This window comes from Peribacillus simplex, assembly GCF_001578185.1.
Classification (GTDB): Bacteria; Bacillota; Bacilli; order Bacillales; family DSM-1321; genus Peribacillus; species Peribacillus simplex_A.
On sequence record NZ_CP011008.1, the window covers coordinates 3,071,707 to 3,096,864 of the forward strand.

23 protein-coding genes and 1 pseudogene are annotated in these 25,158 nt (G+C 40.1%); 2 read left to right on the forward strand and 22 right to left on the reverse strand.

Annotated elements, in window-relative coordinates; genetic code table 11:
• Nucleotides 1-96: 96 nt before the first annotated feature.
• From UP17_RS14200 to qoxA, 11 genes are all read right to left on the reverse strand, one after another.
• Nucleotides 97-1,554, reverse strand: a complete 1,458-nt coding sequence (locus UP17_RS14200) for a lmo1851 family serine protease (protein WP_061463585.1) — start codon at nucleotides 1,552-1,554, stop codon at nucleotides 97-99.
• Nucleotides 1,555-1,848: 294 nt separating this feature from the next.
• A complete protein-coding gene (gene deoD, locus UP17_RS14205; protein ID WP_061463586.1) occupies nucleotides 1,849-2,553 on the reverse strand; it encodes a purine-nucleoside phosphorylase in 705 nt (234 codons plus the stop codon).
• Between the two features lie 241 nt (nucleotides 2,554-2,794).
• Complete coding sequence (locus UP17_RS26640; protein ID WP_064505166.1) at nucleotides 2,795-2,965, reverse strand: YozD family protein; 171 nt, start codon at nucleotides 2,963-2,965, stop codon at nucleotides 2,795-2,797.
• A 174-nt stretch (nucleotides 2,966-3,139) separates the two neighbouring features.
• Nucleotides 3,140-3,847: a hypothetical protein gene (locus tag UP17_RS14210; RefSeq protein WP_061463587.1), complete on the reverse strand. Its 708-nt coding sequence runs from the start codon at nucleotides 3,845-3,847 to the stop codon at nucleotides 3,140-3,142.
• A 175-nt stretch (nucleotides 3,848-4,022) separates the two neighbouring features.
• On the reverse strand, nucleotides 4,023-5,789 hold the full coding sequence (locus UP17_RS14215; RefSeq protein WP_061463588.1) for an ATP-binding protein: 1,767 nt from the start codon (nucleotides 5,787-5,789) through the stop codon (nucleotides 4,023-4,025).
• A gap of 14 nt (nucleotides 5,790-5,803) precedes the next feature.
• A complete protein-coding gene (locus UP17_RS14220; protein WP_061463589.1) occupies nucleotides 5,804-6,046 on the reverse strand; it encodes a YozE family protein in 243 nt (80 codons plus the stop codon).
• Between the two features lie 1,018 nt (nucleotides 6,047-7,064).
• A complete protein-coding gene (locus UP17_RS28895; RefSeq protein WP_434218700.1) occupies nucleotides 7,065-7,205 on the reverse strand; it encodes a hypothetical protein in 141 nt (46 codons plus the stop codon).
• Nucleotides 7,206-8,027: 822 nt separating this feature from the next.
• The gene (gene qoxD, locus UP17_RS14235) at nucleotides 8,028-8,315 is read right to left on the reverse strand and encodes a cytochrome aa3 quinol oxidase subunit IV (protein WP_061463592.1); all 288 of its coding nucleotides are present in this window, start codon (nucleotides 8,313-8,315) and stop codon (nucleotides 8,028-8,030) included.
• 2 nt (nucleotides 8,316-8,317) lie between these two features.
• Complete coding sequence (qoxC, locus tag UP17_RS14240; protein WP_061463593.1) at nucleotides 8,318-8,914, reverse strand: cytochrome aa3 quinol oxidase subunit III; 597 nt, start codon at nucleotides 8,912-8,914, stop codon at nucleotides 8,318-8,320.
• Nucleotides 8,905-10,860: a cytochrome aa3 quinol oxidase subunit I gene (qoxB, locus tag UP17_RS14245; protein ID WP_061463594.1), complete on the reverse strand. Its 1,956-nt coding sequence runs from the start codon at nucleotides 10,858-10,860 to the stop codon at nucleotides 8,905-8,907. The genes qoxC and qoxB overlap by 10 nt, the downstream gene beginning before the upstream one ends.
• Nucleotides 10,861-10,910: 50 nt before the next feature.
• Nucleotides 10,911-11,852, reverse strand: coding sequence for a cytochrome aa3 quinol oxidase subunit II (gene qoxA, locus UP17_RS14250; RefSeq protein WP_061463595.1), 942 nt, complete (start codon nucleotides 11,850-11,852; stop codon nucleotides 10,911-10,913).
• A gap of 277 nt (nucleotides 11,853-12,129) precedes the next feature.
• Between qoxA and UP17_RS29740 the strand changes: the two are divergent.
• A pseudogene (locus tag UP17_RS29740) lies at nucleotides 12,130-13,097 on the forward strand (amino acid permease); the annotation flags it as partial.
• 244 nt (nucleotides 13,098-13,341) lie between these two features.
• Here UP17_RS29740 and UP17_RS14270 read toward each other — a convergent pair.
• The 11 genes from UP17_RS14270 to UP17_RS26655 all read right to left on the reverse strand — a co-directional run bounded on the left by UP17_RS14270 (nucleotide 13,342) and on the right by UP17_RS26655 (nucleotide 23,747).
• Nucleotides 13,342-13,623, reverse strand: a complete 282-nt coding sequence (locus UP17_RS14270) for a YokU family protein (protein WP_061463599.1) — start codon at nucleotides 13,621-13,623, stop codon at nucleotides 13,342-13,344.
• Nucleotide 13,624: 1 nt separating this feature from the next.
• Nucleotides 13,625-15,028 (reverse strand): lysine 2,3-aminomutase, encoded by a 1,404-nt coding sequence (gene ablA / locus UP17_RS14275; RefSeq protein WP_061463600.1) that lies wholly within the window; start codon nucleotides 15,026-15,028, stop codon nucleotides 13,625-13,627.
• 120 nt (nucleotides 15,029-15,148) lie between these two features.
• Nucleotides 15,149-16,534 (reverse strand): sigma-54 interaction domain-containing protein, encoded by a 1,386-nt coding sequence (locus tag UP17_RS14280; RefSeq protein WP_061463601.1) that lies wholly within the window; start codon nucleotides 16,532-16,534, stop codon nucleotides 15,149-15,151.
• Nucleotides 16,535-16,616: 82 nt separating this feature from the next.
• On the reverse strand, nucleotides 16,617-17,465 hold the full coding sequence (ablB, locus tag UP17_RS14285; protein WP_061463602.1) for a putative beta-lysine N-acetyltransferase: 849 nt from the start codon (nucleotides 17,463-17,465) through the stop codon (nucleotides 16,617-16,619).
• Nucleotides 17,466-17,545: 80 nt separating this feature from the next.
• Complete coding sequence (locus UP17_RS14290; protein WP_061463603.1) at nucleotides 17,546-18,817, reverse strand: peptidase; 1,272 nt, start codon at nucleotides 18,815-18,817, stop codon at nucleotides 17,546-17,548.
• Nucleotides 18,818-18,826: 9 nt separating this feature from the next.
• The gene (locus UP17_RS14295; RefSeq protein ID WP_061463604.1) at nucleotides 18,827-19,492 is read right to left on the reverse strand and encodes a 3-oxoacid CoA-transferase subunit B; all 666 of its coding nucleotides are present in this window, start codon (nucleotides 19,490-19,492) and stop codon (nucleotides 18,827-18,829) included.
• Entirely contained in the window at nucleotides 19,459-20,148 is a 690-nt protein-coding gene (locus UP17_RS14300; protein ID WP_061466113.1) for a CoA transferase subunit A, read from the reverse strand. Before UP17_RS14300 ends, UP17_RS14295 begins: the two co-directional genes overlap by 34 nt.
• Before the next feature lie 23 nt (nucleotides 20,149-20,171).
• Nucleotides 20,172-21,536: an aspartate aminotransferase family protein gene (locus tag UP17_RS14305; RefSeq protein ID WP_061463605.1), complete on the reverse strand. Its 1,365-nt coding sequence runs from the start codon at nucleotides 21,534-21,536 to the stop codon at nucleotides 20,172-20,174.
• A gap of 178 nt (nucleotides 21,537-21,714) precedes the next feature.
• The gene (locus UP17_RS14310) at nucleotides 21,715-22,044 is read right to left on the reverse strand and encodes a hypothetical protein (protein WP_061463606.1); all 330 of its coding nucleotides are present in this window, start codon (nucleotides 22,042-22,044) and stop codon (nucleotides 21,715-21,717) included.
• A gap of 220 nt (nucleotides 22,045-22,264) precedes the next feature.
• On the reverse strand, nucleotides 22,265-23,239 hold the full coding sequence (locus UP17_RS14315; protein ID WP_061463607.1) for a S66 family peptidase: 975 nt from the start codon (nucleotides 23,237-23,239) through the stop codon (nucleotides 22,265-22,267).
• Between the two features lie 355 nt (nucleotides 23,240-23,594).
• Nucleotides 23,595-23,747 (reverse strand): YjcZ family sporulation protein, encoded by a 153-nt coding sequence (locus UP17_RS26655; RefSeq protein WP_081108834.1) that lies wholly within the window; start codon nucleotides 23,745-23,747, stop codon nucleotides 23,595-23,597.
• Nucleotides 23,748-24,052: 305 nt separating this feature from the next.
• Here UP17_RS26655 and UP17_RS14320 point away from each other — a divergent pair, with 305 nt between their 5' ends.
• Entirely contained in the window at nucleotides 24,053-25,141 is a 1,089-nt protein-coding gene (locus UP17_RS14320) for an SGNH/GDSL hydrolase family protein (protein ID WP_061463608.1), read from the forward strand.
• Nucleotides 25,142-25,158 lie beyond the last annotated feature (17 nt).

The window sequence follows — 25,158 nt, forward strand, 5'->3', positions numbered from 1 at the left end:
TCGGAAAATTAACCATATCTTTTACCTTATATTGGAATACTATTCATTGAACGACAAAAAAGCCTGCCAACGATAATCGCTGACAGGCTTTTCCATTTATTTGATTTCTTTCTTTAATACTTCAACCGCTTTTTTCACTTGTGTGTCGTTTTTTAGTATTTTTTCCCGGATGACCTGCATCAATTTCACGGTAGTATCATCTTTGATGGTACCAGTTTCTTTAATTTTATGTTCCCTTTGGAACGCTTTTACCGCATTTGTAGTTGCTTCATCAAAGAATCCATCTATCTTGCCTGGATTATAACCTGCTACCTTCAGCATCTCTTCGGCTGCTTTCACTTCACTGGAAGAATCAGATGCTTTCAATTCCTTATCCGGTGAAATAAATGGAAGGCTGGCATAATCAGGAAGCTTCACATTAATATCCGGCTTGATCCCTTTCTTATGAATCCAATTGCCTTCAGGAGTCAACCATTTGGCTGCCGTATATTTGAAGTTTGATCCATCATCAAAGTCTTGGGCAGTCTGCACAGTCCCTTTCCCAAATGATTTGACTCCGATCAAAGGAATGTCCGCAGATTCACTGACAGCGGCCGCAACAATTTCAGAAGCGCTGGCACTGCCATCATCAATCAACACGACTACCGGTATCTTCAGCTCTCCATCATTCTTCGATTTATAGACTTCTTTTTTCCCGCTGCGATCCTCAACTTGAAGGACCACTTTCCCATTAGGTATGAACAGGCTTGCCATTTTTATTGCTTGGTCAAGCAGTCCCCCTGGGTTTCCTCGCAAATCCAATACAAGACCCTTCATATCCTTCTTCGACATCTCTTCAAGCGACGTTTTCAGCTCTTGGACTGTATGTTCGGAAAAACTGGTCACTTGAATTTTTGCAACTCCATCATCAAGCATTTCCGCATAAACTGTTTCAATCGGAATTGTATCACGTTTAATCGTGAGCTCAATCGGTTCCGACTCACCAGCTCTTGAGATGGACAAATCCACTTTCGTACCCTTTTTGCCCCTGATTTTCAGGACAGCTTCAGAAGAGCTTAGTCCTTCAACGCTTTTACCGTTCACACTCAAAATGATATCATTCGGTTTTACCCCTGCTTTTTCTGCTGGGGACCCTTTTATTGGTGAGACGACCATGATTTTTCCATCCTGCTCCTGAATCTCTGCACCGATTCCTTCAAAAGATGAAGAGATGCTCTCATGGAAACTAGATGCTTCCTTTTTATCCATATATGCAGAGTAAGGGTCATCCAATGATTTAATCATTCCATTAATTGCCCCGTCAACCAGCTTGTCTTGATCAATCTTTTCATAGTAGTTACCCTTTATTGTATCGTATGTAGAATACAGCTTTTCAAATTCCGCATGTTTATCAGGTGCTAATGACTCTACTTTTTCATCTCCAAAGGTCAAGGCTATTGTAGTAATCCCTGCTGTTAGAAATATGACTAAGAAAATCCCCATAATGAACGTAAACTTCTTTATTTTAATGAATTTCCCTGCCTCTTTTGGCTGTTTTTGATTTTCTTCTTCCACTTAGCCTCACCACTTTCATTCTTCATGACGATATAAACGATTTCATTCTATTTTATCAGCTTTCATGCCAATCGAAAAATAATTGTTATCAAAAATAACAACTTATGATCATATGTATTTTTATAACCCTCAGTAAACGGTAAATCAAATGGAACACTAAGGACACCCAGGCAATTCCTGAATGAGCCTCGACATTACAAAAATGCGGATACCAAGGAATGAATGAGCCTCTATCCCAACTTTCATTATCCAGCATCACTTATTCCTGGTCACCCGCCGTAACACAGCCAATTATCAGTCTTGGATAGCTGCTTCCAATGCCACTTCAACCATTTCGTTAAAAGTTGACTGGCGCTCATCCGACGATGTTTCCTCACCGGTTAAGATGTGATCGGAAATGGTTAATACAGATAAAGCTTGGCGGCCAAATTTAGCAGCAAGCGTGTATAGGGCTGCTGATTCCATTTCTATCGCAAGGATTTGGTATTTTGCCCATTTTTCCAATTCACTATTATCGTTATAAAACTGATCGGCCGTAAATACATTGCCGACCTTCAATTGCAAGCCCTTAGCTGTGCCCGCGTCATAAGCTTTTCTTAATAAATCGAAATCCGCGGTTGGGGCAAAGTCCACTCCTCCGAAAGTCATGCGGTTCATTTGGGAATCGGTGGAAGCACTCATCGCAAGGATTACATCCCTGACTTTTACATCTTTTTGAATGGCCCCTGCAGTTCCAACGCGAATCAGTTTCTGGACATTATAGCTGTTCATCAATTCATTTACGTAGATGGAAATGGATGGGACACCCATGCCTGTGCCTTGGACAGAAATTCGTTTCCCTTTATACGTTCCTGTATATCCAAACATGTTACGAACTTCATTGTAAAGTTTAGCATCTTCTAAAAATGTTTCAGCAATATATTTTGCACGCAACGGATCCCCAGGAAGTAAGACCGTTTCCGCAATTTCATTTTCTTTTGCACCAATATGTACGCTCATACAACTATGTCCTCCTTAACTTGTGGTTGAAATGATATTCAAAACTACTATACCATATCAGCCACAAGTTAGGAAAATTGAACCTTATCCTAGAGACTTAAAAGATAAGGAAAACTGGTAATCAAGAAAAGGCTTTTGGCACCCCCTTCTAAATTGCAAACAAAACGGCGGAGGTCCGCCGTCTTTTTTTAATGGTTTTTAAAATTAAGGGAAAGGAAGCTGCTAACCGTCGTATGACAGGTTACTCATCGACTTCTTCATCAATTATGCATTTTTCAAGAAGATACTCGAATGTGATGTCAGCAAGATCTTCAACTTCAGCTTCTGTTGGAAGATAGCCCCGTCTTATCAATTCTTGAAAAAAGAATTCCGCTATCTCTTCTGTATCAATAAAAACCTCAATTTCTCGCAAATCATCGCCCCCTTAATTAAAGGTCTATGAGTGTGTAGAGACAAATATTCCAGTAAGGCATTCCATTATGGAAAATCATTTTAAGGACCTACATTTACCATGGTCCCTTCTCGGCCAATTAAATGGTTTTTTAAGAAACTTGGAAATTGATCCTTTAAAAGTTTGGCATACTTTTCACTTCGTTTGCTTTTTTTTATGATCTGGGTAAATTTCCTCTGCCGCTTTTTCAATTTTAGCAAGGGCAATCTTCATGATATGACGATATTCATCATCGCCAAAATGTTCATAGAGCTTACAATAATCATTATATAAATCCAACAGTCCATCAATCATTTCCTTTTTTTCATTTTTTGTCATTGTCATTTCTCGCTCACCTTTACCAGGGTTGTTTTGTTTAGCAATGATAGCAAGCTCATTATTCTTTTTAGAAAGGAGCAGTCCTAACTTTTTAATGATCCCATCTGCACGTTTAGCATCGGCTATCAAAGTCAGTTCTTCTTCATGCGCTTCAAGCCATTCACCATCCGAGATTCTTGATAACTCATAGATTACATCCTCCCAGGCATTTTCCTTATAGCGCCAAATCTCCGTTCGATAACCGATTATCTTGAAATAATCCTGTTCATATCCATCTACCTGGACTAAGTCACCTAATAAATATTTATATTCAATATCGATTTGTTCTTTTTGATAAAGGATTTCTCCTTCATATTCATTTATGGATTGCAATGTTTTTTCGATATAAAGACCTTCACTATAGTTCACTTCATACACATAAGCACCATCGAGAAATTTGACATCGGTTATTTTCCCGACTGTCCCATACATTGTTATTACGACTGTATCGCCTAATTTATATTTCGGCTGTTTTTTTTTGCCCATAAGAGACATCCCCCAATATGGTCCTTATCGTTGATTAGTAAATTATATGCACAAACAAACATGGAGGTTAATGGAAAAGAGAGGGCATTTTGCTCATTTAGATAAGTAACTTGCCATTTTATTAAAGAGGAATGAAAAACCCTGTACATTATTTTACTACAACCAAAAAGCCGTCTCATTTTATGAGACGGTTCGTAGTAGGGATTATGAGCGTCACTTTCGTTCCTTCGTCGTAAACGCTCTCAATTTGGAATCTCCCTTTTAATTCCTCCATTATCTGGATGCAGGTCGCTACACCTAAGCCGTTTCCATCAGGTTTAGTGGTATAAAAGGGCATGCCGATTTTTTTAAAATTCTCGGGACTGATGCCTTTTCCATCATCTCTGATCATTAATTTTACATATTGGGACACGGCAGTCAGGTGTAGTTCAATCTGGCCTTTTGCTTCGATAGCTTCAGAAGAATTATTCAGGACATTCAAGAGGACCTGTCTTAACCGGTTTTTGTCTGAATAAACAAAGACGGATTGTGTCACTCCATTAATTAATTTTACAGGAGAACTAGGAATTGAAGAAGTATAGGTATCTATAATTTCATCAAGGAAATCTTTTAAATCTATTTTCTCCCATTCTAATTGATGAGGTTTAGCCAAATCAAGAAGTTGTGTCACGAATACATTGACCCGATCCACTTCATGCAGCATGACATCACTATATTTTTCTATTAATGTTTTATCATGATCCTGGCTCTTCAATAGTTGGAAAAAGCCCTTTATTGTCGTCAGCGGGTTCCTGATTTCATGGGCGACCCCGGCAGCAAGCTGGCCAACGTATTTTAATTTTTCTGTACGGACGATTTCCTTTTCACGATCTTCTATCGTTTCCATCATTCTTAGAAAGGCGAGATTCAATTTTTCCATTTCTTCGAAGCTTCTTTTATTGGAAACGACGAATTCCTTCCCTTCAATGAAATCTTCAGTCGCTTCGACAAGATCTTGAACTGGACGCACAAGTGTCTTTGTAAGTAAATAGACTGCCAGAATGATAGAAACAAATACGATGCTGTAGATGGTCAGATACCGTGATAAAAGGTCATTCAAAGGCTGAAACACCTGTTTCTTATCTGCACCAACAACAACAAACCACTTATTCTCCGTTTGTGCTATCGTATGGACAGGCTGGATAGAATGTATTTTTTCCCCATTCTCTGCACTGTACAATTCATCCGATAACGAAGCTTCCATCAGTTGTTCCTTCGTTAATCCCATTTCCTCCAAGGCTGAATCCTGAATGACGCCATGTGGTTTTTTTTTCGAAATCATGATACCGTCCTGATTAATCATGAAAAAGTCCACTGGGTATTTATCGCTAATTTCATTAGCCTTTTTCTCCATCATCTCCCAAAGCCCTTCCAATCGGAAAGCTGGAGACACAACACCGGTCATCTTCCCTGTATTATCATATACCGGCGCACTTAAAGCAATTATGGGTTCTGAGTAAGCCTTGGTTTTATATACGTCAGAAAGGAATTCATGACCTTCTTTGGCCTCTTTGAACCATATTCTCTTCGCGAGGTTATCCCCGATCATTTTATTGGAGGTATCTGCAATGACATTGCCTTCCATATCCAAATGCAAGACACCGTAATAATTTCCTTTTGCATCGATAAACTTTTTTAGTTCAACTGACTTCTCTTCTTTTGAAGAGTCAGGATTGATGATTACCGAATTCGTACTCATTAACTTCACATCACTGATCCGTTCGTTCAAATAGCTATATGCTTCATTTACAATATTCATCGAACCTGCATTCAAGGCATTTTTTGCTTCCTTTTCCAGCAGGGACCGTTGTGATTCATAGGATATGATTCCCAATATCAGAACAGGAACACTTGCTATAAGTAAAGAATAAAGCAAAATTCGGGTTTGAAGGCTTTTAAGCATCCTTCCGATCCTCCCTATTCCTGATCTCCCAATAGGAGTCCTTCTTCTATTTGGACATATTGTTCCCATGCATGATCGAATACTGACATACTTTCGAGATAGTCTGCATTCAATTCTAAATAACTGCTCACTTCATTATAATCAGTCGACTGTTTTGGAAAGCCATGATCCTGATAGGCATGATTGGCAAATTTAGTGATTGAATCAATTTCCTTTGGTTGTCGAAATTTCATTAAATATAAATAAAATGGTCTCATAATGTCGAGCCCCCCTAAAATAACTATGATTTCTGCTTTAATATATCGGAAACTTTCGCTTCCGTCCACTTTTTTAGAAATCGATTTGGTTTTTTCTTCCTCAATTTATAAGAATATACGATTTTTCTACAAGAACCGCATTCGATATAAGCTGAAAATACAATATAAATATCCTTCTCATTCCTTATTAATTCCATCCTTGTAAAGACGGGAAATTTTTTGTACTCATTCACGCTTTAGCCTTTTATGTTCATCATTAAAAGCATGTTCATTCATGCCGCATAATGTGCGGTATTACTTCAAATATTCAATGACCCGATTGTTTACTTTTAGTGATTGGGAAAATCCCCTTCATCAAAGATAGAAAAAGCGATTTACGCTTTTTCTGCCTAAAATGAGGGGATTGGTAATTTATCCTTTATTCTAAAGGCTGTTTTCACATACTTTGTTGCTATTTACCAGGTAGTGAGTTGTGGTTGATTTCCCCTCCAGATGCTCGCTTTCCTTGGTGCGGGCGGTGAGCCTCCTCGGCGTAAACGCCTGTGGGGTCTCACCTGTCCCGCTGCTCCCGCAGGAGTCTCGCACTTCCGCTCCAATCAACCTTAAATAGTTTCGTTTTAAAAACAACAATCTTTACGAAAAGAGCCATTCTAAAAGTCAAAGTAGTTAAGTTTCAACAGCCTTTTCATGTTCATTAGCTCACTGTACTTCGTTTGTTTCAATCTGTTTCGAATCAGTTCCCAATACACCGTCCCCTTTACCGATGCAAGCTCCCTTTCTCACACCATGGACACATCTCCATGATATTCATCTCCCTTTGGAGTGCTCTTTTTTGCTGTGCCTGGAATTTCTCTTCTTTTAACAGATCTTTCTTTCCAAGCTGGTTTTTCAATGAAGCATGCTCTGGGTTAGTCACGTAATTTTCCCGTCGATGCATTCGTTTCAGTCCTTCAGGCACTAAAATTGCTTGTCGTTCATTAAACAGAATACACCTATATCTGATCGTTTATCTTCCATATCAGGATATACCCCAATAATCATCCGCAAGTCCAGGAGTATAATGCTCAGGTTCAGGATATGTTGTTATCGCACCTTCAAAATTTCGCAGCACCGTTTTTGTTGGAGATTGTGAAAGGATATAATTCGGCTGCAGTGTGATTTTCCCTCTCCCCCTGGAGGTCGTTTTTTATTGTAAGTATGGGATGTGTGTCTTATCTAAAGAAAACATGCGAAAAGAAGCCAAAAGACACACGGTTGTTCAACTGATTCCTTAGTTATTTTGCTAGCACCATCTGTTACTTTAATATGCAAAAAGAACTTAGCTATTGTTTAACTTACTTTATAAGTGAGTACATATAAATTAAAAGGCAAGTATAGAATAATCATCTCTACTTGCCTTTCAATTGGACCTATTGTTAGTTTTTCCATATTATTTATTGCTTTTATTTGCTGTAATAAATCCAGTCTTTTCACTATCGCCTTACACCTACACATTTTTTGATATTGGGGTTCTTACGATTAGTATGAAGAACATATAACTCACGAGTAGGATTTTCACGATGAAGTTCTAGATAAGCTTCATTGCATCTGGAGAAATAGTAATTTCTATTTGATACCCTTTCCCCACATCAAACACCTTGCTATTACTTTTCCCCAAGCACTATCAGTGGCTATTTCCCCCAGCAAATCGCTTGTTTCTGTCACTAAAGACCCCCATTAGTTAGATTCCATAATCAAAACATTAAATACATATACTTAAATAACAATGCATCCATTAGAGTAGAGTGTATTATTTAATTTGAATAGCGAGAATGTTTAAACGTTGGAAATAACCTTAAAAGGGAATTACAAAAGCCATACCCCTTTATCAGCAGTTATATTGTGATAGTGCATTCTAAACTTTTCCCTATTCATGGCTCATTGTCCCTATTTCCAACTTCAATTACTCATAATTCGCCTTCTGTTTCCCAACTGTTTCATATCAATAACTCCAACCCCAGATCATACATAATATTGTACCGAAGACAGTAATTAGAGCTAGGAATATAGCGCAATATAGAGTCATAAAAATTGATTTGCTATCATCAGTTTCTCGAGCGTGCATAAACACAACTAGTTGAACAGCTGCTTGTATGAATGCTGTCAATATAAAAATCGTCATGCCTGTTGCTTTTGACATATTGAAGAAGTAAACCAAAAGAGCTACAACCGTCAATATCAATGAAAATACAAAACCCCATACTTGTTTAGCCGGGAAAAATTCCTTCATGTTTATGTCATTCCTTTCATGTAGATAAAGGTGAAGATGAAGATCCAAACGATATCCAAGAAATGCCAGTAAAGAGAAAAAATGAAGGATTTATTGGCTGTTTCAGGTGTCAATCCGCGGTTTTTCACTTGAAGGATAATGAATGACCCCCAGAAAAGTCCTAATGTAACATGTGCTCCATGTGTCCCTAATGTTGTAAAGAGCATCGATGTAAATGCACTAGTTTGCAGTGTAGCTCCTTCGCGATAATAGGTAATGAACTCAGTAATTTCAAATCCTATGAATCCTACTCCAAGAAGAAGAGTGATTACGAAGAATGTCAACATGGCTTTCTTGTTGCCAAGTCGCATAGCATGAATTCCAAGCCCGATGACAAAACTGCTTGTTAAGAGCAAAAATGTTTCAGCAAGTACTGGAGTGATTTCAAAAATTTCTGCTCCAATAGGACCGTTACCCGTACGATCAACTAATGTAAAATATGATGCAAAGAGTGTTCCAAAAAGCATAATTTCGGCTCCAAGGAAAATCCAGAAGCCTAAAATATTTAGACGATTTTGTTCCGTACTATATTCAAGAGGTTGCGAGTGATCTATTTCCATTTACTAACACCCCCAAATTTTGCTTCTGTCTCTTTAATTTCTTCTACAGAAATGTAATGCCCATGATCTATTTCGAATGAACGATAAGCCATGCAAACAAAGATGCCGATTAACCCAATAATCGCAAGAAACCATATGCTGAATACTAACGCAAATCCAAAGACAAAGAAGATGCAGGACATGATAAACGGTCCGCCGGTGTTATTGGGCATATGAATTTTTTCATAGTCACCCTTGAATAATTCATGACCTTTATATTTAGCATCCCAAAACGTTTCCCGTGAGTTCACTTGTGGAATAATAGCAAAGTTATATTCTGGTACGGGGTTATGAGTAGCCCATTCAAGGGAACGTGCATCCCACGGATCATCACTAACATCTCTTGAAGCATGGCGAATGCTATAATAAATCGTATATACGATTAATACAAAACTGATTGCCATTAATGCTGTCCCGATAAACGAAATCATATTCAATGGTCCAAATCCAGTCGATTCAGAAAATGTGTACATACGACGTGCTTGACCATCTAAACCAGTGATATACATAGGGAAGAATGCTAAGCAAAAACCAATGGTTAGAAACCAGAACGCCCATTTCCCAATTCTTTCATTTAACATGAAACCAAACATTTTCGGCCAGTAGTAAGTACCGGCACCAAGCACAGCAAATACTACACCCGGAATAATGACATTGTGGAAGTGAGCTACTAAAAACATTGTATTATGGTATTGATAATCCGCCGCTGACATCGCAAGCATAACCCCGGTAACTCCACCTATTGTGAAAAGAGGTATGAAACCTATTGAATAAAGCATAGGTACAGTAAATCTGATTCTACCTTTCCACATCGTGAACAACCAGTTAAAGATCTTGATTCCAGTCGGAATAGCAATTACCATCGTTGTAATCGAGAAAATACTATTAACATATGCTGCTTGCCCCATTGTAAAGAAATGGTGCGTCCAAACGAAGAATGAATATATAGAGATAAATACCATTGAAGCAACCATTGATCGATAGCCATATAGGTTACGTCGTGAAAAGGTTGGGATAATCTCACTAAAAAGACCAAATGCAGGCAAGATTAAGATATATACTTCAGGATGTCCCCAAACCCAGAACAGGTTAGCCCAAAGCATATCCATACCGCCATCAGTGATTGTGAAAAACTTGGTTGCGAATAGTCGATCCATTGTTCCCATGATCAGCGCCACTGTTAATACAGGGAATGCGAAAATGATAATAATGCTTGTGACTAAAGAAGACCATGTAAACATTGGCAGTTTCATTAATGTCATACCGGGTGCTCTCATTTTAAGAATGGTCGTCAAAAAGTTTATCCCCGTCATTAATGTGCCTATTCCGGCTATCTGAATACCAATCATATAATAATTCGTTCCAACATGCGGGCTAAATTCATTACCTGCAAGCGGGAAATAAGATGACCACCCTGCATCAGGAGAACCACCAATTACAAAAGAGATGTTGAATAGCATCGCACCCATAAAAAATAACCAGAAACTTATGGCATTTAGACGTGGGAATGCTACATCTCGGGCTCCAATTTGTAATGGCACTACGAAATTCATTAAGGCCATAATGTACGGCATCGCCATAAAGAGAATCATCACAACCCCGTGTGTTGAAAAAATTTCATTATAGTGCTGTGAATCTAATAATTTGTTATCCGGTACGGCAAGTTGCGCACGCATCATCACAGCATCTACTCCACCACGAAATAGCATCAACAACGCAGATATAAGATACATAATACCTATTCTTTTATGATCGACCGTTGTAAGCCAGCCACTCCATAAATGAAACCATTTTTTAAAGTGGGTTAAACCAACAATGATCAAGAGAACAGTAACACCAATGGCCACCATTGATGAGTAAATGACAGGACTAGGATTTGGTATAAGAAATCTAGAGAAAAAACCCATACTTTTGTGTTTCCTTTCTGAAACGATTTTTCTTGAGTTGGACTAAGAAATTATTCATGATTGTGTGCTGATTTTTCTTTACTATTACTTGACTTATGATCATGCTCCATATGTTCACCTTTTGAATTCGAGTTAGAGTCACTTGAACCATGATGATGTCCAGCATTTTCACCTTCTGGAGCTGGTGAGAAGCCTAAATGTGTTCCAGTAAACGTTAACTGTCCCTCATGACCCGGTTTTAATAATTCATTGAATCTTACTTCAGTAATAGGATTCGCAGTTTCTTTAACTTCCTTTACCCATTCATCAAACTTATCTTGAGATATCGCTTCGACGTGGAACGTATTTTCTGCGAATCCTTTCCCACTAAAGTTTGCATTTCGTCCCATCATTTCCCCTGATTCGTCCGCTGCTAAGTGTAATGTGGTCACCATGTTAGACATGGCATATTTTTGACCGCCAAGTTGTGGAATCCAGAAACTCGTGATAGGCCCGAATGAATAAAGTTTAAATTCAAGTGGTCGATTTGTTGGAATATACAAGTAGTTTATTGTCTCGATATCGTTTTCTGGATAACTAAAATGCCACTTCCAGTCAGATGACGAAGCGTAAATAACTAATGGATCTTGACCTTTGTACCCTTCCGGCGTGGCTTCCACTTTATTGTTGGAAATTACAGAAACAACGGAGAAGAAAATGACGATTAAAATTGGCACCCCCACAATAATCGATTCAACAATATGATTCCCTTCAATGTAGGGTGGTTCATAATCTTTAGGTAGTTTAGAGTCACGGTATTTCGCTAACACAAAGACTAAAATAGCACAAACAACAATAACAATAACCGTCATGATCGCAATTGATAGCCAAATCACATTGGCTTGCGTTTGGGCTTGAGGTCCTTTAGGATCTAAGACCGCTAATGATTCACAGCCAGAAAGCAGATTGACTATGGTAGAAAGAATAGCAAATAAAACCCATTTTGTTTTCATATATGTATCCTTTCATTTAAGATTTAAGATTTCATTTTTAAGTTATCCACAAAAAATGAAGTTATCCCAAAAAATGTGTATTAAGAATGGTAATTTCTCACAATTACATTTTTAGGCGGGATGAATATGTATGAATTCAATTAGAGAATGTTCAGAGAAACAGGTAATCTAAATACCTACTTGCTTTGAAAAGGAATTTGAATATGTGAGGAGTTACTGCATGGATTTTTTTTCCTAGTGGTCATAATAAGGGTAGTGAAGAAGAAAATTTAAAAAGGTGCAATTGTCCTTAATAGGGGTTTGCTGCACTATTTGTACTGGATTTTTTTCGCAGCTATTGGAACCTATATTGTATACAGCTTATTAGCTAAAATGACGGCTGAAGATCCTCAAGTTGGATCTTTCTGCTACTATGCAAACAAAGCTTATGGGCGTTGGGTCAAATTTAGCGCGGCTGGAACTATTGGAGTTCAAACATCCTCATTATGGGTGGCCAATTAACGGCTCTTTCGACCTTATCAAGATTTTGGCTTCCAAATGTTCCTCTTTGGCTCTTTGCAGCTGGATACGCCATTCTCACGATTATTGTCGTTTTAATCGGCAATGAGGGTTTTATTTACTGACCGTTATCAAAACGGCGGCTATTGTTATTTTTATTATTCTTGCAGCGGCTGCCGTGTCGGATGGATTCACGGGGATGTAAAACATGCTGGGTTGCCTAATTTTAGTCAATGAACTATTTCCCGAAAGGTTGGAAAGGTTTTTGGTCATTCTTAATCTATGACTTTTACGATTATGGAGGAATAGAAGTAATTGGACTTATGGCCATGAGACTTAAAAGGAAGGAAGATGCTCCCAAAGCGGTTATCATTATGTTAATAGTACTAGTGGTGATTTATATCATTTCACTCCGACTTGCAGTTTATATGGCTGCACATGGGGCGTTTAATAAAAGGAAAGTCCCTTTGTAACGGCACTGGATAAATAACGCAACTATTATCTTAGCTGGTTTTTCAACGATGACCGTTTCATTTATTTAGGGTAACAACACTCCTTGTGACCCTCGCAGATGGCGGTGATGCTCCAGCTTTGTTCTTTAAAAAGCTAAAAAAGTTTAAGGAACTCCCTCTTCCTTCATTATGTATAGCAATAATCGGATTAATTGCATCTATTATCACTGCGTTGCTGTTACCTGGTAAGATTTACGAGAACATTACGACAGCCGCAGGGATCTTAATTTTATTAATTAGCCTTTCATTCGTATTTTGAAAATAAAAATTAGTTGTTTTATTGAAGAAATTTCAAAAGACCTCTCCAAAAGAGGCTTCTAAATAATCCATCTCAATTCACTTCAGAATTCCGCGTCACCACGGAAAGCCACCGCTACTAATGCCTTCACCGTTCGGGATGTGCACCCTATAGACCGCACCGCCGGGCGCACAGAAAAACCTCACCAAAAAAGTAGATGAGGCAACTTCTAATTATTTTGTTATTTCCCAAAATCAAAATAATTCCGCTTTAACACCCGCTTCATCTTCAATAACCCGTCATACGTCGTCTGTTTCCCTAACTGTTTCGTATCAATTAAAAACAGCTGGTCTTCAATCTCTTTAGTCGTTTCATCACTCTGAAATAGCGCATGGCAATTATCACAATGGAACGATGGCGTTTCATCAATTTCAACAGCCCTCGAACCATCCGGCAGTTCCCAATACACCGTCCCCTTTACCGATGCAAGCTTCCCTTTCTCACACCATGGACACGTCTCCATGCTATTCATCTCCCTTTGGAGTGCTCTTTTTTTGCTGTTCCTGGAATTTCTTTTCTTTTAACAGATCTCTCTTTTCGCGCTGGTTTTTCAATGAAGCATGCTCTGGGTTGGTCCCATAATTTTCCCGTCGATTCATTCGCTTCAGTCCTTCAGGGACCAAATTAAATTGCTTGTCGTTCATCAAACCAGCAATTCCTATATCTGACCGTTTTTCTTCCATTTCAGGATATATCCCTTTGAAATAATCATCTGCAAGCCCTGGTGTGTAATGCTCAGGTTCCGGATATGTTGTAATCACTCCTTCAAAATTACGAAGCACTGTTTTTGTCGGTGATTGTGAAAGGATATAATTCGGTTGTAATGTGATTTTCCCGCCACCCCCTGGTGCATCGACAACAAAGGTTGGTACGGCATACCCGGATGTATGGCCACGTAGCCCCTCGATGATTTCAATCCCTTTTGATATGGGAGCCCTGAAATGACCGATGCCTTCCGACAGATCGCACTGATAAATATAGTAAGGTCGAACCCGAATCTTGACAAGGTCATGCATCAGCTTTTTCATGATAGCGACACTGTCATTTATCCCCGCTAAAATAACGGCCTGATTGCCCACAGGTACACCCGCATCGGCAAGCATCTCACATGCTTTCTTTGACTCTTCGGTAATTTCTATTGAGGTATTGAAATGAGTATTCAGCCAAACCGGATGATACTTTTTTAAAATGGTACATAAATTTTCAGTGATTCTTTGAGGAAAAACAACCGGAGCCCGTGTACCTATCCTGATTATTTCAACATGAGGAATTTCCCTTAAATTTTTGAGGATATATTCAAGGATCGTATCATTGATCAATAATCCGTCACCGCCGGAAATAAGGACATCCCGAACTGCCGGTGTGTCACGAATATAACCGATTGCAGCGTCCAATTGTTTTTTGGGCACGCCCATTCCAATTTGGCCTGAAAAGCGTCTTCTCGTACAATAACGGCAGTACATGGAGCACTGATTCGTCACCAAAAAAAGGACGCGATCCGGATATCTATGGGTCAGTCCCGGAACAGGGGAGTCCTCATCCTCATGAAGGGGGTCTTCCATGTCATATTTGGTTTTATGCATTTCTTCCGAGATGGGAACCGATTGCATTCTGATTGGACACCTTGGGTCATCTTTATTCATTAACGAAGCATAATATGGGGTGATATTCAATGGGATGGTTTTTATGGAAATCCTCACACCTTCCTCTTCATCCGGAGTCAAGTTTATCACTTTTTTCAAATCATCAACAGTTCGGATCGTATTCGTAAGCTGCCACAGCCAGTTGTTCCATTGTTCATCGGTTACATCTTTCCAGAGCTCTATATCTTTCCAATTGCGATCTGGCTTATATAGGTCAAATAACATGGTTATACCTCCTGAGTTATGATAGTAGTATTAAATGCAAGAAGTGTGCCAAAATGACCCCAAAATTCGAAGGCACCTAAAAAAAAACCGGACAGCTGGCTGCATCCGGTTGTTTCAGATTCAAATATGTTTTTTTATTTTATATTGTAAGGTCTGCCTTGGAATCTGCAATAGCCTCGATGCCTGAAAAACATTTCCGTTCGTTTGAAGAAGGGCCTCGGTAATCAATTTTGTTTCCATTTCAATCATGGCCTCACGAAGGGGAATTATTTTTTCTGATGAGGAAGGGGAACGCTTTTTTAAAAACTGGGGCAGATCTTCCATGTTCAAAACATCTTTCTCGGTATGGTTCATCATGAATTCTATCGTATGTTTTAGCTCCCTTACGTTTCCAGGCCAATGATATTCCTGAAAAAAAACCTTTGCCTTCTCATCGATGCCCTTTATGGACAGTCCTAATTTACTGTTAAAAATGGAAATGAAATGTTCTGTAAGAAGGGGTATGTCATCAGTCCGTTCCTTTAGCGGAGGCAGCTCGTAGCTCAATACGTTTAATCTGTAAAATAAATCTGGCCTCAGCCTGTTTTCCGATACCGCCTTTATAGGATTTATATTCATCGCTGCCATGATCCTGACATCCACCTGAACACTCTTTGTACCGCCTATCCTCCTTATGAATCCATCTTCAAGCACACGCAGAAGCTTTGCTTGCAAGTCAATCGGCATCGATTGCAATTCATCCAAAAACAAGGTCCCGCCGTTGGCTAATTCAAACAATCCCTGGCGTTCCATGGCACCAGTGTAACTTCCTTTAGCGGTACCGAATAGGAGAGATTCCAATAAATGTTCTGGCAAGGCAGCACAATTTTGCGCAATGAATGGTTCTTTACTGCGGCTCGAATCCTGGTGGATGCTTTGAACAAAAAGCTCTTTTCCTACACCACTTTCCCCATAAACCAATACCGATGAAGAGGAGCGGGCAGCCTTTTTCCCTTGTGATATCAAACCTTTAAACCCCGTATCATTTGTCAGGATTTCAGTAAAAGAATACAATCGGCCGTTCCCAGGCGTTTTTTTTTCAGGACTTTTGATTGTTTTGAGCGAGCTTTCCAGGTCAGCTAATCTTTCAGATAATTGCTTCAAGCTTGAATAATCCTTGGCAATTTCTATTGCACCTATCATAAACCCATCCACATATATGGGGAGCGTCGTATTTAGCGTCTCAATGATTCGCCCATGTGCATTTACATACGATTGACTATGGTTATAGATTGGTTTTTCAGATTTAATGACCCGGAGTAATGTCGATGATTTGTGATTCAAAGAAGGAAAGGCTTCAAGCAACGGTTTTCCAAGCACCTCACTTCTTTTCATCCCATCATGATTGGCCGCCACTCCGTTATAAAAGATGGTCTGTCCTTTTGGATCTATCACATGAATGCCTTCATCAATGGTTTCTAATATCGCTTCCAACACTTCACTTGTATTAAAAAATTCACTTGGCAAGATATCCCTCCTCTAGACCTTATTCCTAGATGTATATGAGGAAATGCCAAAAACTTGTCATGAACCGCCTAAAAATCAGCATTCAAGTAAAATTTTTCACCCAAAGGTTCATATCTTCCAGTTTATCGAAGATATAACAATTATTGGCCAAACGTCCGCGGTACGAGTATCCATGCTGATGCAATGCAGCATTCATACCGAATGAGAGCGACCGGGCAATTGAATAGATACAAAAAATCCCATGCGAAATAAGATAGTCTTCTAGTGCGGAAATCAAGTGTTTCATCAAACCATACTGCCGATGTTCCGGCAATGTTGCACAATCAGTGATTTCCGCATTATGATAAAAAGAATCAATTTCTGCGGAAGCAGCACTGACGATCCTCCCTTCATGAACAAAAACATAAAAAACCGTTCCCTTTTCCATGCACTTTTTCACATATGACGGATCATTCATCGGAGTGGGATACACTTCGAAGACTTTCCCATACAATTGTGCCAGCTGAAGTGCATCGGTAACTTCCGCCATACGGCCTTGATAAGCTGAAGGTGGATCATCTAGTCCGGTTTTTATCGGCAGACTCTGAATATCCGAGAGGATTTGATCTTCCTTTTCCCATTCTTCACTGTTTCGCCTTTCATTCCTCTTATATTTAACAAGGAAGAAACAATCGCTTCCCAAAAAGAATTTATCAATGCTTCCTTCATATAAAAAGCCCTGGGCAAGTAATTCCAGAACGTTTTCCTTGCGTGACTTGAAGATGATCTTCTCCGCTGACATACCTTTAGCCACCTTCAGAGACTCCTCTACGCATTCTTGAAAATGACCTAGATAATCATCAACCCTGACCCGCTTATTAAATTGGTCGATCGTGATATGTATTGTGCACCTTTGCTTTTGAATTCTTTTTTCAATCATTCTCGTCTCCATTTGTCTCGCTCCTTTAACATCAATCGATCATTGTAAAAGAAGGCCTGACCCCTTCTAGAATCAGACCCCGGGGAAAATAATTATTGCGGTTCCACGCCACACCATTCAATTATGGTCAATGCGATGATTTCTGCAACCTCCATCATTTTATCCACTTCTATATATTCGTTGGAATCATGGGCCATTTTCGTTTCCCCTGGTCCAAATACAACTACGGGAGTCGAACCAACCCCTGAAAGATACCCTCCATCCGTCGCCCAAGGGGACGCTTCGACAAGCGGGGCTTCCCCCACCACTTTTTCATAGTATGTGCCAATGGTTTTCATAAGCGGATGATCCATTTCGAGATTGCCAGGGAGCCATCTGGCCCCAAACCATTCTAATTCAATAGGTTTTTCTTTGAACCATTCATCACCCTGGTTTAAAGCATCTATTCGCTGTATTAGTGATTTCTGTGCCTCTTCCATGGTCTCTTTAGGTGCGACACCGAATCTTCCTTCAAGTACGGCTATATCCGGCACGGAAGAAGGCCAATTCCCACTTTGAATGCTACCTATGTTGATCGGAATGGGGATGGGTACATTTTTATAGAGTGAATGACGGAGTGACTCATTCCGTTCTTGTTCAAGCCTCTTGATTTCTTTCATTACACTAACCGATTTATCAATTGCACTGACTCCTTCATACCTCGTGCCTCCATGTGCAGACTTGCCCTTTATTTTCAGTCGAAACCACATCGAACCTTGCTGTAAAGGAAATAGTTTCATATTGGTAGGCTCCGGAATGATTGCCCCATCAGCTTCGTACCCTCGGATGACTGCCGCAAGTGTACCGGCACCACCACTTTCCTCCTCAATCACACTCTGAAAAATCAAATCCCCCTTTAATTGGATTCCAGATTCGACAATCGCTTCAATGGCTAGCAATAAAGAAACATTGCCGCCTTTCATATCTGTCGTTCCCCGCCCGAACACTTTTCCGTCCATTAACTTGCCGCTATACGGATCATCATGCCATGCTGCATGATCTCCTTCAGGAACTACATCAATATGGCCGTTTAAAATGAGGGATTTCCCCTTGCCGGTTCCTCTTTTAATAGCCACAAGGTTCGGATTCCCTTTAAAATCCCTGCGGTCACAATAAAAATGGGGATGTTTCCTTAATTGTTCATCCCCGATTTCCCATAGATCTATTTCAAGACCCAGTTGTCTGCACTTCTCGACCACTATGGCTTGTGCACTTCCTTCTTGCCCCCTTTTACTCGGTTCCTGAACCAGTTTTTGCAAAAGCTGAATCCCATTCGTCCTTGAATCATTCAACCATTTTCTTATTTTTTCCTCATACATATCCATTCTCCTCTCTCATTCTTTTAAAATATGGATGTTTTCTGAGATGGTAAACAAGGCTTCGGTCCGATTCCTGATTTCCTGAATACTGAACGGTTCAAATACATCAGTTAATAAAAGGCCTTCCGAATTTACAGAAAACACTCCTAGCTCAGTGATGATCATATGTACGCATTTCTTGGCGGTTAACGGCAACGTACATTTTTTGACTAATTTAGACATGCCCGCTTTATCGGTATGTTCCATTAAGACGATGACCTTTTTTGCCTTTGCAGCCAATTCCATGGCACCGCCCATGCCTGGCACCCGCTTTCCCGGGACAATCCAATTAGCGAGATCCCCCACTTCACTTACTTGAAGGGCTCCAAGAATCGTGATATCCACCCTGCCGCGCCGTATCATCCCAAATGCAACCGTACTGTCGCAGTAGGAAGCCCCCGCTCTAATGGTGATCGGCAGCCCCCCAGCATTGCAAAGATGGGCATCTTCTTTACCCTTTTCAGGAGAACTGCCAATACCTACAAGGCCATTTTCAGCATGAAACATAACCTTATGGTCATTCAAAAGATGATTCGGTACAAGGGATGGAATGCCAATTCCCAAATTGACCAGCATCCCATCGCTTATTTCTGATGCTGCACGTTTCGCTATTCGATTTCTATCTTCGGTTCCCAAACCCATTTCCAATCGACTCCTTTTGATGGAATGATATAATCCACAAAGGCACCCGGTACAATGATGTCCTCTGGATCCAAAGAGCCAAGCGGAACGATTTGCATGGCTTCGACTATAGTGATTTGTCCGGCCGTAGCTACAAGTGGATTCGTATTCCTGGCGCTTTTATCAAAGATGAGATTTCCATAAGGATCTGCCATTTCTGCATAAACAATGGCAATATCGGCAGTTAATGCAGATTCCACCAGATAATTTTTCTCACCTAGCTTTACGGTTTGCTTGCCGTCCCGGACGAAATCAGCCTCAATTCCAATATCAGTCAATACCCCACCTAGCCCCATCCCCCCGGCCCTGATGCGTTCGACAAGCGTCCCTTGCGGAGAGAACTCCACTTCGAGCTCTCCATTGTTCATCAATAGTCCTGCATTTGGATTGGAACCGATATGGGAAACGATGATTTTTTTCGCACGGCGTTGGGTGACAAGTTTTCCAATTCCTATATCAGGGAAACCTGTATCGTTCCCAATCAAGGTTAAACCCTTTATACCTGACTCCAAAATCAAATTGATCAATCCTGGAGGTGTCCCTATGCCACCGAACCCCCCATACAGGATGGACTGATTATCTTTAAAGAGATGGCGGACATCCTCCAAACGACAAATCTTCTGGAATGTATTTTCCGGCACTATGACTCACTTCCTTGTTGTGCTGGCCGTTTTCCTTTGGATTCATTGAATTGCTGAAAAGTTATATCGATCCTCATTAACAATTCTGCACACTCCTCTTCCGATATCGTTAACGGGGGGGAGATGATGATGGCTGCCCCGGTCACACCGTCAAGGCCTGCCGCCGCGGGATACAGCAGTATTCCATTCCTCATTCCCAATTCAATGATTTCATTGGTCACATCGGCCTCCTTCGGAAATGGGGACTTCGTGGCTTTATCCTGAACAAATTCGATGCCAATCAATAAACCCCTGCCACGTATATCACCGATAAAGGAATACTTCCCAGCTAACTTCTTCAGGCCCCTAATTAGGTCCTTTCCCCTATCGGCTGATTTTTCGACAAGTTCATTCCTCTCGACATATTCTAAAACGGCCAAAGAAACCGCACACGATAATGGATTTGCACTAAGCGTATGGCCTCCGATAATTGACTTCGAGCCTTTGATTATTGGCTCCATCACGTTTTTGGTCATTACTGCGGCCGCTATCGGGGTATACCCGCCACTCATACCTTTACCAAATGTTACGATATCAGGTTCCACATCCCAATATTCGGAAGCAAGCATCCTACCGGTACGTCCAAATCCAGTCATGACTTCATCGGCAATGAATAAAATATCATTCTCTTCGCAGATTTTCTTGAGTTTTTGAAAATAACCATCAGGAGGGATAATGGCACCTCCGGCTGCTCCAATAACAGGTTCTGCGATGAAAGCCGCTATATTTTCACTGCCAATACGCCGGATTGACGCTTCCAATTCAGAAGCACAGGCCATACCACACGTATGGGGATCAAGTTGGAGTGGACACCGGTAACAATATGGAGGAGATACAGAAGGATATGATTCAAGTAAAGGAGTAAATCGTTCCCGGCGAATCGGATGGCCAGACATTGAAAGAGCCCCCATCGTGATACCATGGTAGCTCATCCACCTCGATATGACTCTCTGTTTCTTGGGCTTCCCTTTTTCCTGCCAATGCTGGATGGCAATTTTCAATGCAGTTTCAGTCGCTTCGGAGCCGCTGTTTACAAAAAAACTATATGTCAGATCCCCTTTAGTCAATTCAGCAATTTTTCCGGCAAGATTCTCTGCAGCTTCACTGGTAAATTGGGAACGATATACAAATGAAACCTGTTGAGCCTGTTTTACCATCGCCTCCATGATTTCCTGGACGCCATGGCCAATATTGGCAGTAACAGCACCGGAAGAAGCATCAAGGTAATCCTTTCCTTCTTTGTCGTATAAAAACACTCCCTGACCATGACTGATAGTCGGGTAGGTTCCTCCCAGGACCGGCTTGATCAATGAAGACTGCTCCATAAACCCACACACTCCTTCTCTTTATAAACAAATGCATTATTGTAAAGTGTATGTCCAGATGAAGGCAATCTTGCTAAGGAAATTGACCTATGCATGTAAACGGATAAATTCTTGGTTTCATGTTCAGGAAAAAAAACGGGAACAAAAAAAGTGTATCCACAAGAGATACACTTTTTTCTTACAATACGCTATTTAGTTTATCTTCACGAATTGACTCCAAAAAACTTTCATCCTTTAAAACAGCCAGCACATTTTTATAAAAAGCAGTTTTATCGATAACTGAAGTATGTACATATTCATACTCTTTTAAAGACGGATGACGCAAAACATTTTTCATGCAGGAATGACAAACTTTTTTGGTTCCTAACTTATAGTAGTTCAAGTTACTTGCATCCCCATTAGAAGTGTCTTCGTTACAGACGAAACATGTATGGCTCACACGGCCTTTTTTATTATACTCGGCCAAAGCCCCTTCTAAACGAATGGATGCGGGAATTGTTAATAACACATAATCACCTTTTCTATTTTAAATCTCTTAGTATTATATCAGAAAAATATAGAATTTGAACAATTAGACTCATATTCCCTAATAATGCTTGTAAAATAGGACTATTTCCAGTGTTGGTAAGCGGAAAGACACCTAAAATACTCCAAAATGAAAAATATATTTTACATACCCTGAACAGATAAAACACCGTCCACTTTTTGAACGGCGTCATCAAATTGTATCATGAATGGATATGGATCGTTGCTTTTCCGTTCTCCACCTTCATTACTGCCTTTGCACCAACCGGCACCGTCACAAATGGATGTACATGACCAAAATTGGCATTAGCAATCACTGGTATCCCATTTATCTCCTTTTTGGAAGCAATGATTTCCTGCAAAGCATATTCAGTCATTCCCGAATCCTTTTGGAAACGGCCTATGACGATTCCTTTAATCCCACTTGCATCTGGCTGATGCAGCAAGGATTGTAAATCCCGGTCAAAGCTGAATGGATGGCTTTCTTCGTCATCTTCTATGAAAAGGATACTGTCCTTTAAAGAAGGCATAAACTCTGTACCTTGCAATAGATTGAGTGTACAAAGGTTTCCCCCAATGATCGTCCCAGCCGCTTCGCCTTCCTGAATGACCATATATCCAGCATTCGGGTGGAAAGTTCGGTCATCCTGTTCTAAATGCCAAGAGTCATCACTCCACGTTTCACTTGGATCAAGATAAAAGCCTTCACTTTCAATAACAGCCTTTTTAAAATATTCCATCGTATATTCCAGACCAGCCTTCATCCCGAACGTCGAGAAATGAGGACCTGAGTATGTAGTTAAGCCTGTTTTTTTATGAATGGCCAGTAAAATTGCGGTTATATCACTATACCCCATCAACACTTTTGGATTTTCCTTTATCAACTCGTAATCGATATATCGTAACAATTGGTTAGCGTTATACCCCCCGATGGCTGTAAAGATTCCCTTAACATTCGGATCCCTGAAGGCCTCATGCAAATCCTCGACCCGGTCTTCAATCGAATTCGAGAAAAAGTCATCATGGAACAAAGCCGTTTTACCATATGTCACTTTAAAACCAAGCTCAGTCAATCTTTCTTCTGCCAATCTGCGCTGTTCCCCTTTGACAATCGCCAAACTTCTTGAGGGAGCAATAACGCGAATTTCATCCCCTGCTTGTAAATGGGAAGGTTTCATATCTTTATCCCCCTAAATTAATTACATCTGTCGTTATTTTAGCAGAAATGGTGAATAAAGAACAACCAAGACTCTTAAGTACTGAAATTCCCTTTTCCAATCTTCCCTGCAAAAAAACTGGGAGTCATAATTTCCTTTCGAATCCTTTTGGCGCCGTTTTCCTCATCATTGGCATCCTCTCGTCATTCCCGTTGTACCGTATTGGAAAAAGGAATGGTTATGTATTGCCTGTACTGTATATATCCTTATCCTATCAGTAAACAATTATGGATTCTGTAAAGATTCCCAGTCAAACCACCAAATTCCCTGCATAAAGAAAAGACCAGCTTTATCAACTGGTCTTTTAGTTATTCAATTAGCAACAGAATGAAGCACCGATGATAATCAACAGAATGAACAAGACAACGATTAATGCGAAGCCTGATCCAAATCCGCAACCGCCACCGCAGCCGCCACCGAATCCACCACCATAACCAAATCCTCCACCATATCCACCATATCCGTACATTAAGTTCCACTCCTTTTAGAATTCTGATTTCTCTTTACACCTTACCATATGTCATTACGCCCGCCTCGGTCTGTGCATTTGCCTATTTTTTTGAATTTAAGAAAAAACTTCTCGAATCAACACCTTCAGAACCGTTATACATACAATAGGCGAACCACCAAGAGCAACATGAAAAATGTCAAAAAAACGTTTTATATTTATTGTGTTAAAATTGGGATATAATAAGAAAAAAACATTTCTTAGCCTCTTTAAGCTATCTCATCCCTATATAGATACATAAAAGGTTAATACGGGGGAACATAATTTTGAAAAAGAACGCAAAATCCTTCATCCCTTTCGCTGCAATCGCCACGATCCTTCTCATCTGCTATGTCCTTCAAAAAGCTCCTAAAACATATGGATCAGATGATTCAGTAAATGTTTATCAAAAATTCCAATCAGGCCAGCCCATTCAGTATCTCGTTATTGGTGACAGTATCGGAAGAGGGTCAGGGGCTGAAAATCCTAATCTAACATGGTTCAAACAGTTAGAAAATATGATGATCAAAACCAATGATATTCCTTTACACGGAGAGTACGTTGTCCAAAGCGGATCCACTGCTTTTGAAGGTCTATTTAAGCTTTCCCAAAGAAGGCAGCATGATCATAAAGATTTGATATTCTTCATTTTCGGTGAAAATGACCGCAAATATATGAATGTCGATGATTTTACCATGACATATGAAGCTTTAATGAGAAAGGCAAAACGTCTCAATCCTAATGCTGAATTGTTCACAATAACAGAGAGTTCCTTGAAATATGAGGAATTTGCATCAGCCATCGGACTTTTATCCAAACATTATGGTGCAACTAATGTGGATATGCGTCCAATATTCAAAGATTCAGGATATACGGAAAAGCAATTGACCAGAGATCTGATTCATCCAAATGGGCTGGGTTATCAATTGTATGCTAATGCAATTTATGAACGCTTCCTGGATAATATAAAACGTGGGAAGACTGTTGCAGCCCTTCCATCTAAGCTTCATGCCCATTCTGATATTAAATTATCGGAGATTGACCACTATGAAAAAATGAACGGTTTCCGACCAAGGGGCGGCTATTTTACTAGTAGTGAAAAGGGCAGTGTGATTGAATATAACTTCAATGGAAGTATGCTTGGAGTGAAGCTGCTCAGGAGTCCCGATGGCGGGGAAGTTAAAGTATGGATCGATGGAAATGAAACCACGACCTTGAATACGTGGTGGCCGTTTGCCCGTGAAAGATATTTATTTGTCACAAATGGGCTTCCTCCCGGTTCACATAAGGTCCGTTTTGAGGTGACTGGCAGAACTAAAGCAATGGATCTTACCATCATTCCATATGTCCGGATCGCATCGATCATCACCGATTGAATCCTACCAATAATAAA

Excerpts from the sequence above, each read along its gene's own strand:
- deoD (WP_061463586.1), bottom strand. The coding sequence starts at position 2,553 with ATGAGCGTACATATTGGTGCAAAAGAAAATGAAATTGCGGAAACGGTC.
- UP17_RS14210 (WP_061463587.1), bottom strand. The coding sequence starts at position 3,847 with ATGGGCAAAAAAAAACAGCCGAAATATAAATTAGGCGATACAGTCGTA.
- UP17_RS14215 (WP_061463588.1), bottom strand. The coding sequence starts at position 5,789 with ATGCTTAAAAGCCTTCAAACCCGAATTTTGCTTTATTCTTTACTTATA.
- UP17_RS14220 (WP_061463589.1), bottom strand. The coding sequence starts at position 6,046 with ATGAGACCATTTTATTTATATTTAATGAAATTTCGACAACCAAAGGAA.
- qoxD (WP_061463592.1), bottom strand. The coding sequence starts at position 8,315 with ATGAAGGAATTTTTCCCGGCTAAACAAGTATGGGGTTTTGTATTTTCA.
- qoxC (WP_061463593.1), bottom strand. The coding sequence starts at position 8,914 with ATGGAAATAGATCACTCGCAACCTCTTGAATATAGTACGGAACAAAAT.
- qoxB (WP_061463594.1), bottom strand. The coding sequence starts at position 10,860 with ATGGGTTTTTTCTCTAGATTTCTTATACCAAATCCTAGTCCTGTCATT.
- qoxA (WP_061463595.1), bottom strand. The coding sequence starts at position 11,852 with ATGAAAACAAAATGGGTTTTATTTGCTATTCTTTCTACCATAGTCAAT.
- UP17_RS14270 (WP_061463599.1), bottom strand. The coding sequence starts at position 13,623 with ATGGAGACGTGTCCATGGTGTGAGAAAGGGAAGCTTGCATCGGTAAAG.
- ablA (WP_061463600.1), bottom strand. The coding sequence starts at position 15,028 with ATGTTATTTGACCTATATAAGCCAGATCGCAATTGGAAAGATATAGAG.
- ablB (WP_061463602.1), bottom strand. The coding sequence starts at position 17,465 with ATGGAGACGAGAATGATTGAAAAAAGAATTCAAAAGCAAAGGTGCACA.
- UP17_RS14290 (WP_061463603.1), bottom strand. The coding sequence starts at position 18,817 with ATGGATATGTATGAGGAAAAAATAAGAAAATGGTTGAATGATTCAAGG.
- UP17_RS14295 (WP_061463604.1), bottom strand. The coding sequence starts at position 19,492 with ATGGGTTTGGGAACCGAAGATAGAAATCGAATAGCGAAACGTGCAGCA.
- UP17_RS14305 (WP_061463605.1), bottom strand. The coding sequence starts at position 21,536 with ATGGAGCAGTCTTCATTGATCAAGCCGGTCCTGGGAGGAACCTACCCG.
- UP17_RS14315 (WP_061463607.1), bottom strand. The coding sequence starts at position 23,239 with ATGAAACCTTCCCATTTACAAGCAGGGGATGAAATTCGCGTTATTGCT.
- UP17_RS26655 (WP_081108834.1), bottom strand. The coding sequence starts at position 23,747 with ATGTACGGATATGGTGGATATGGTGGAGGATTTGGTTATGGTGGTGGA.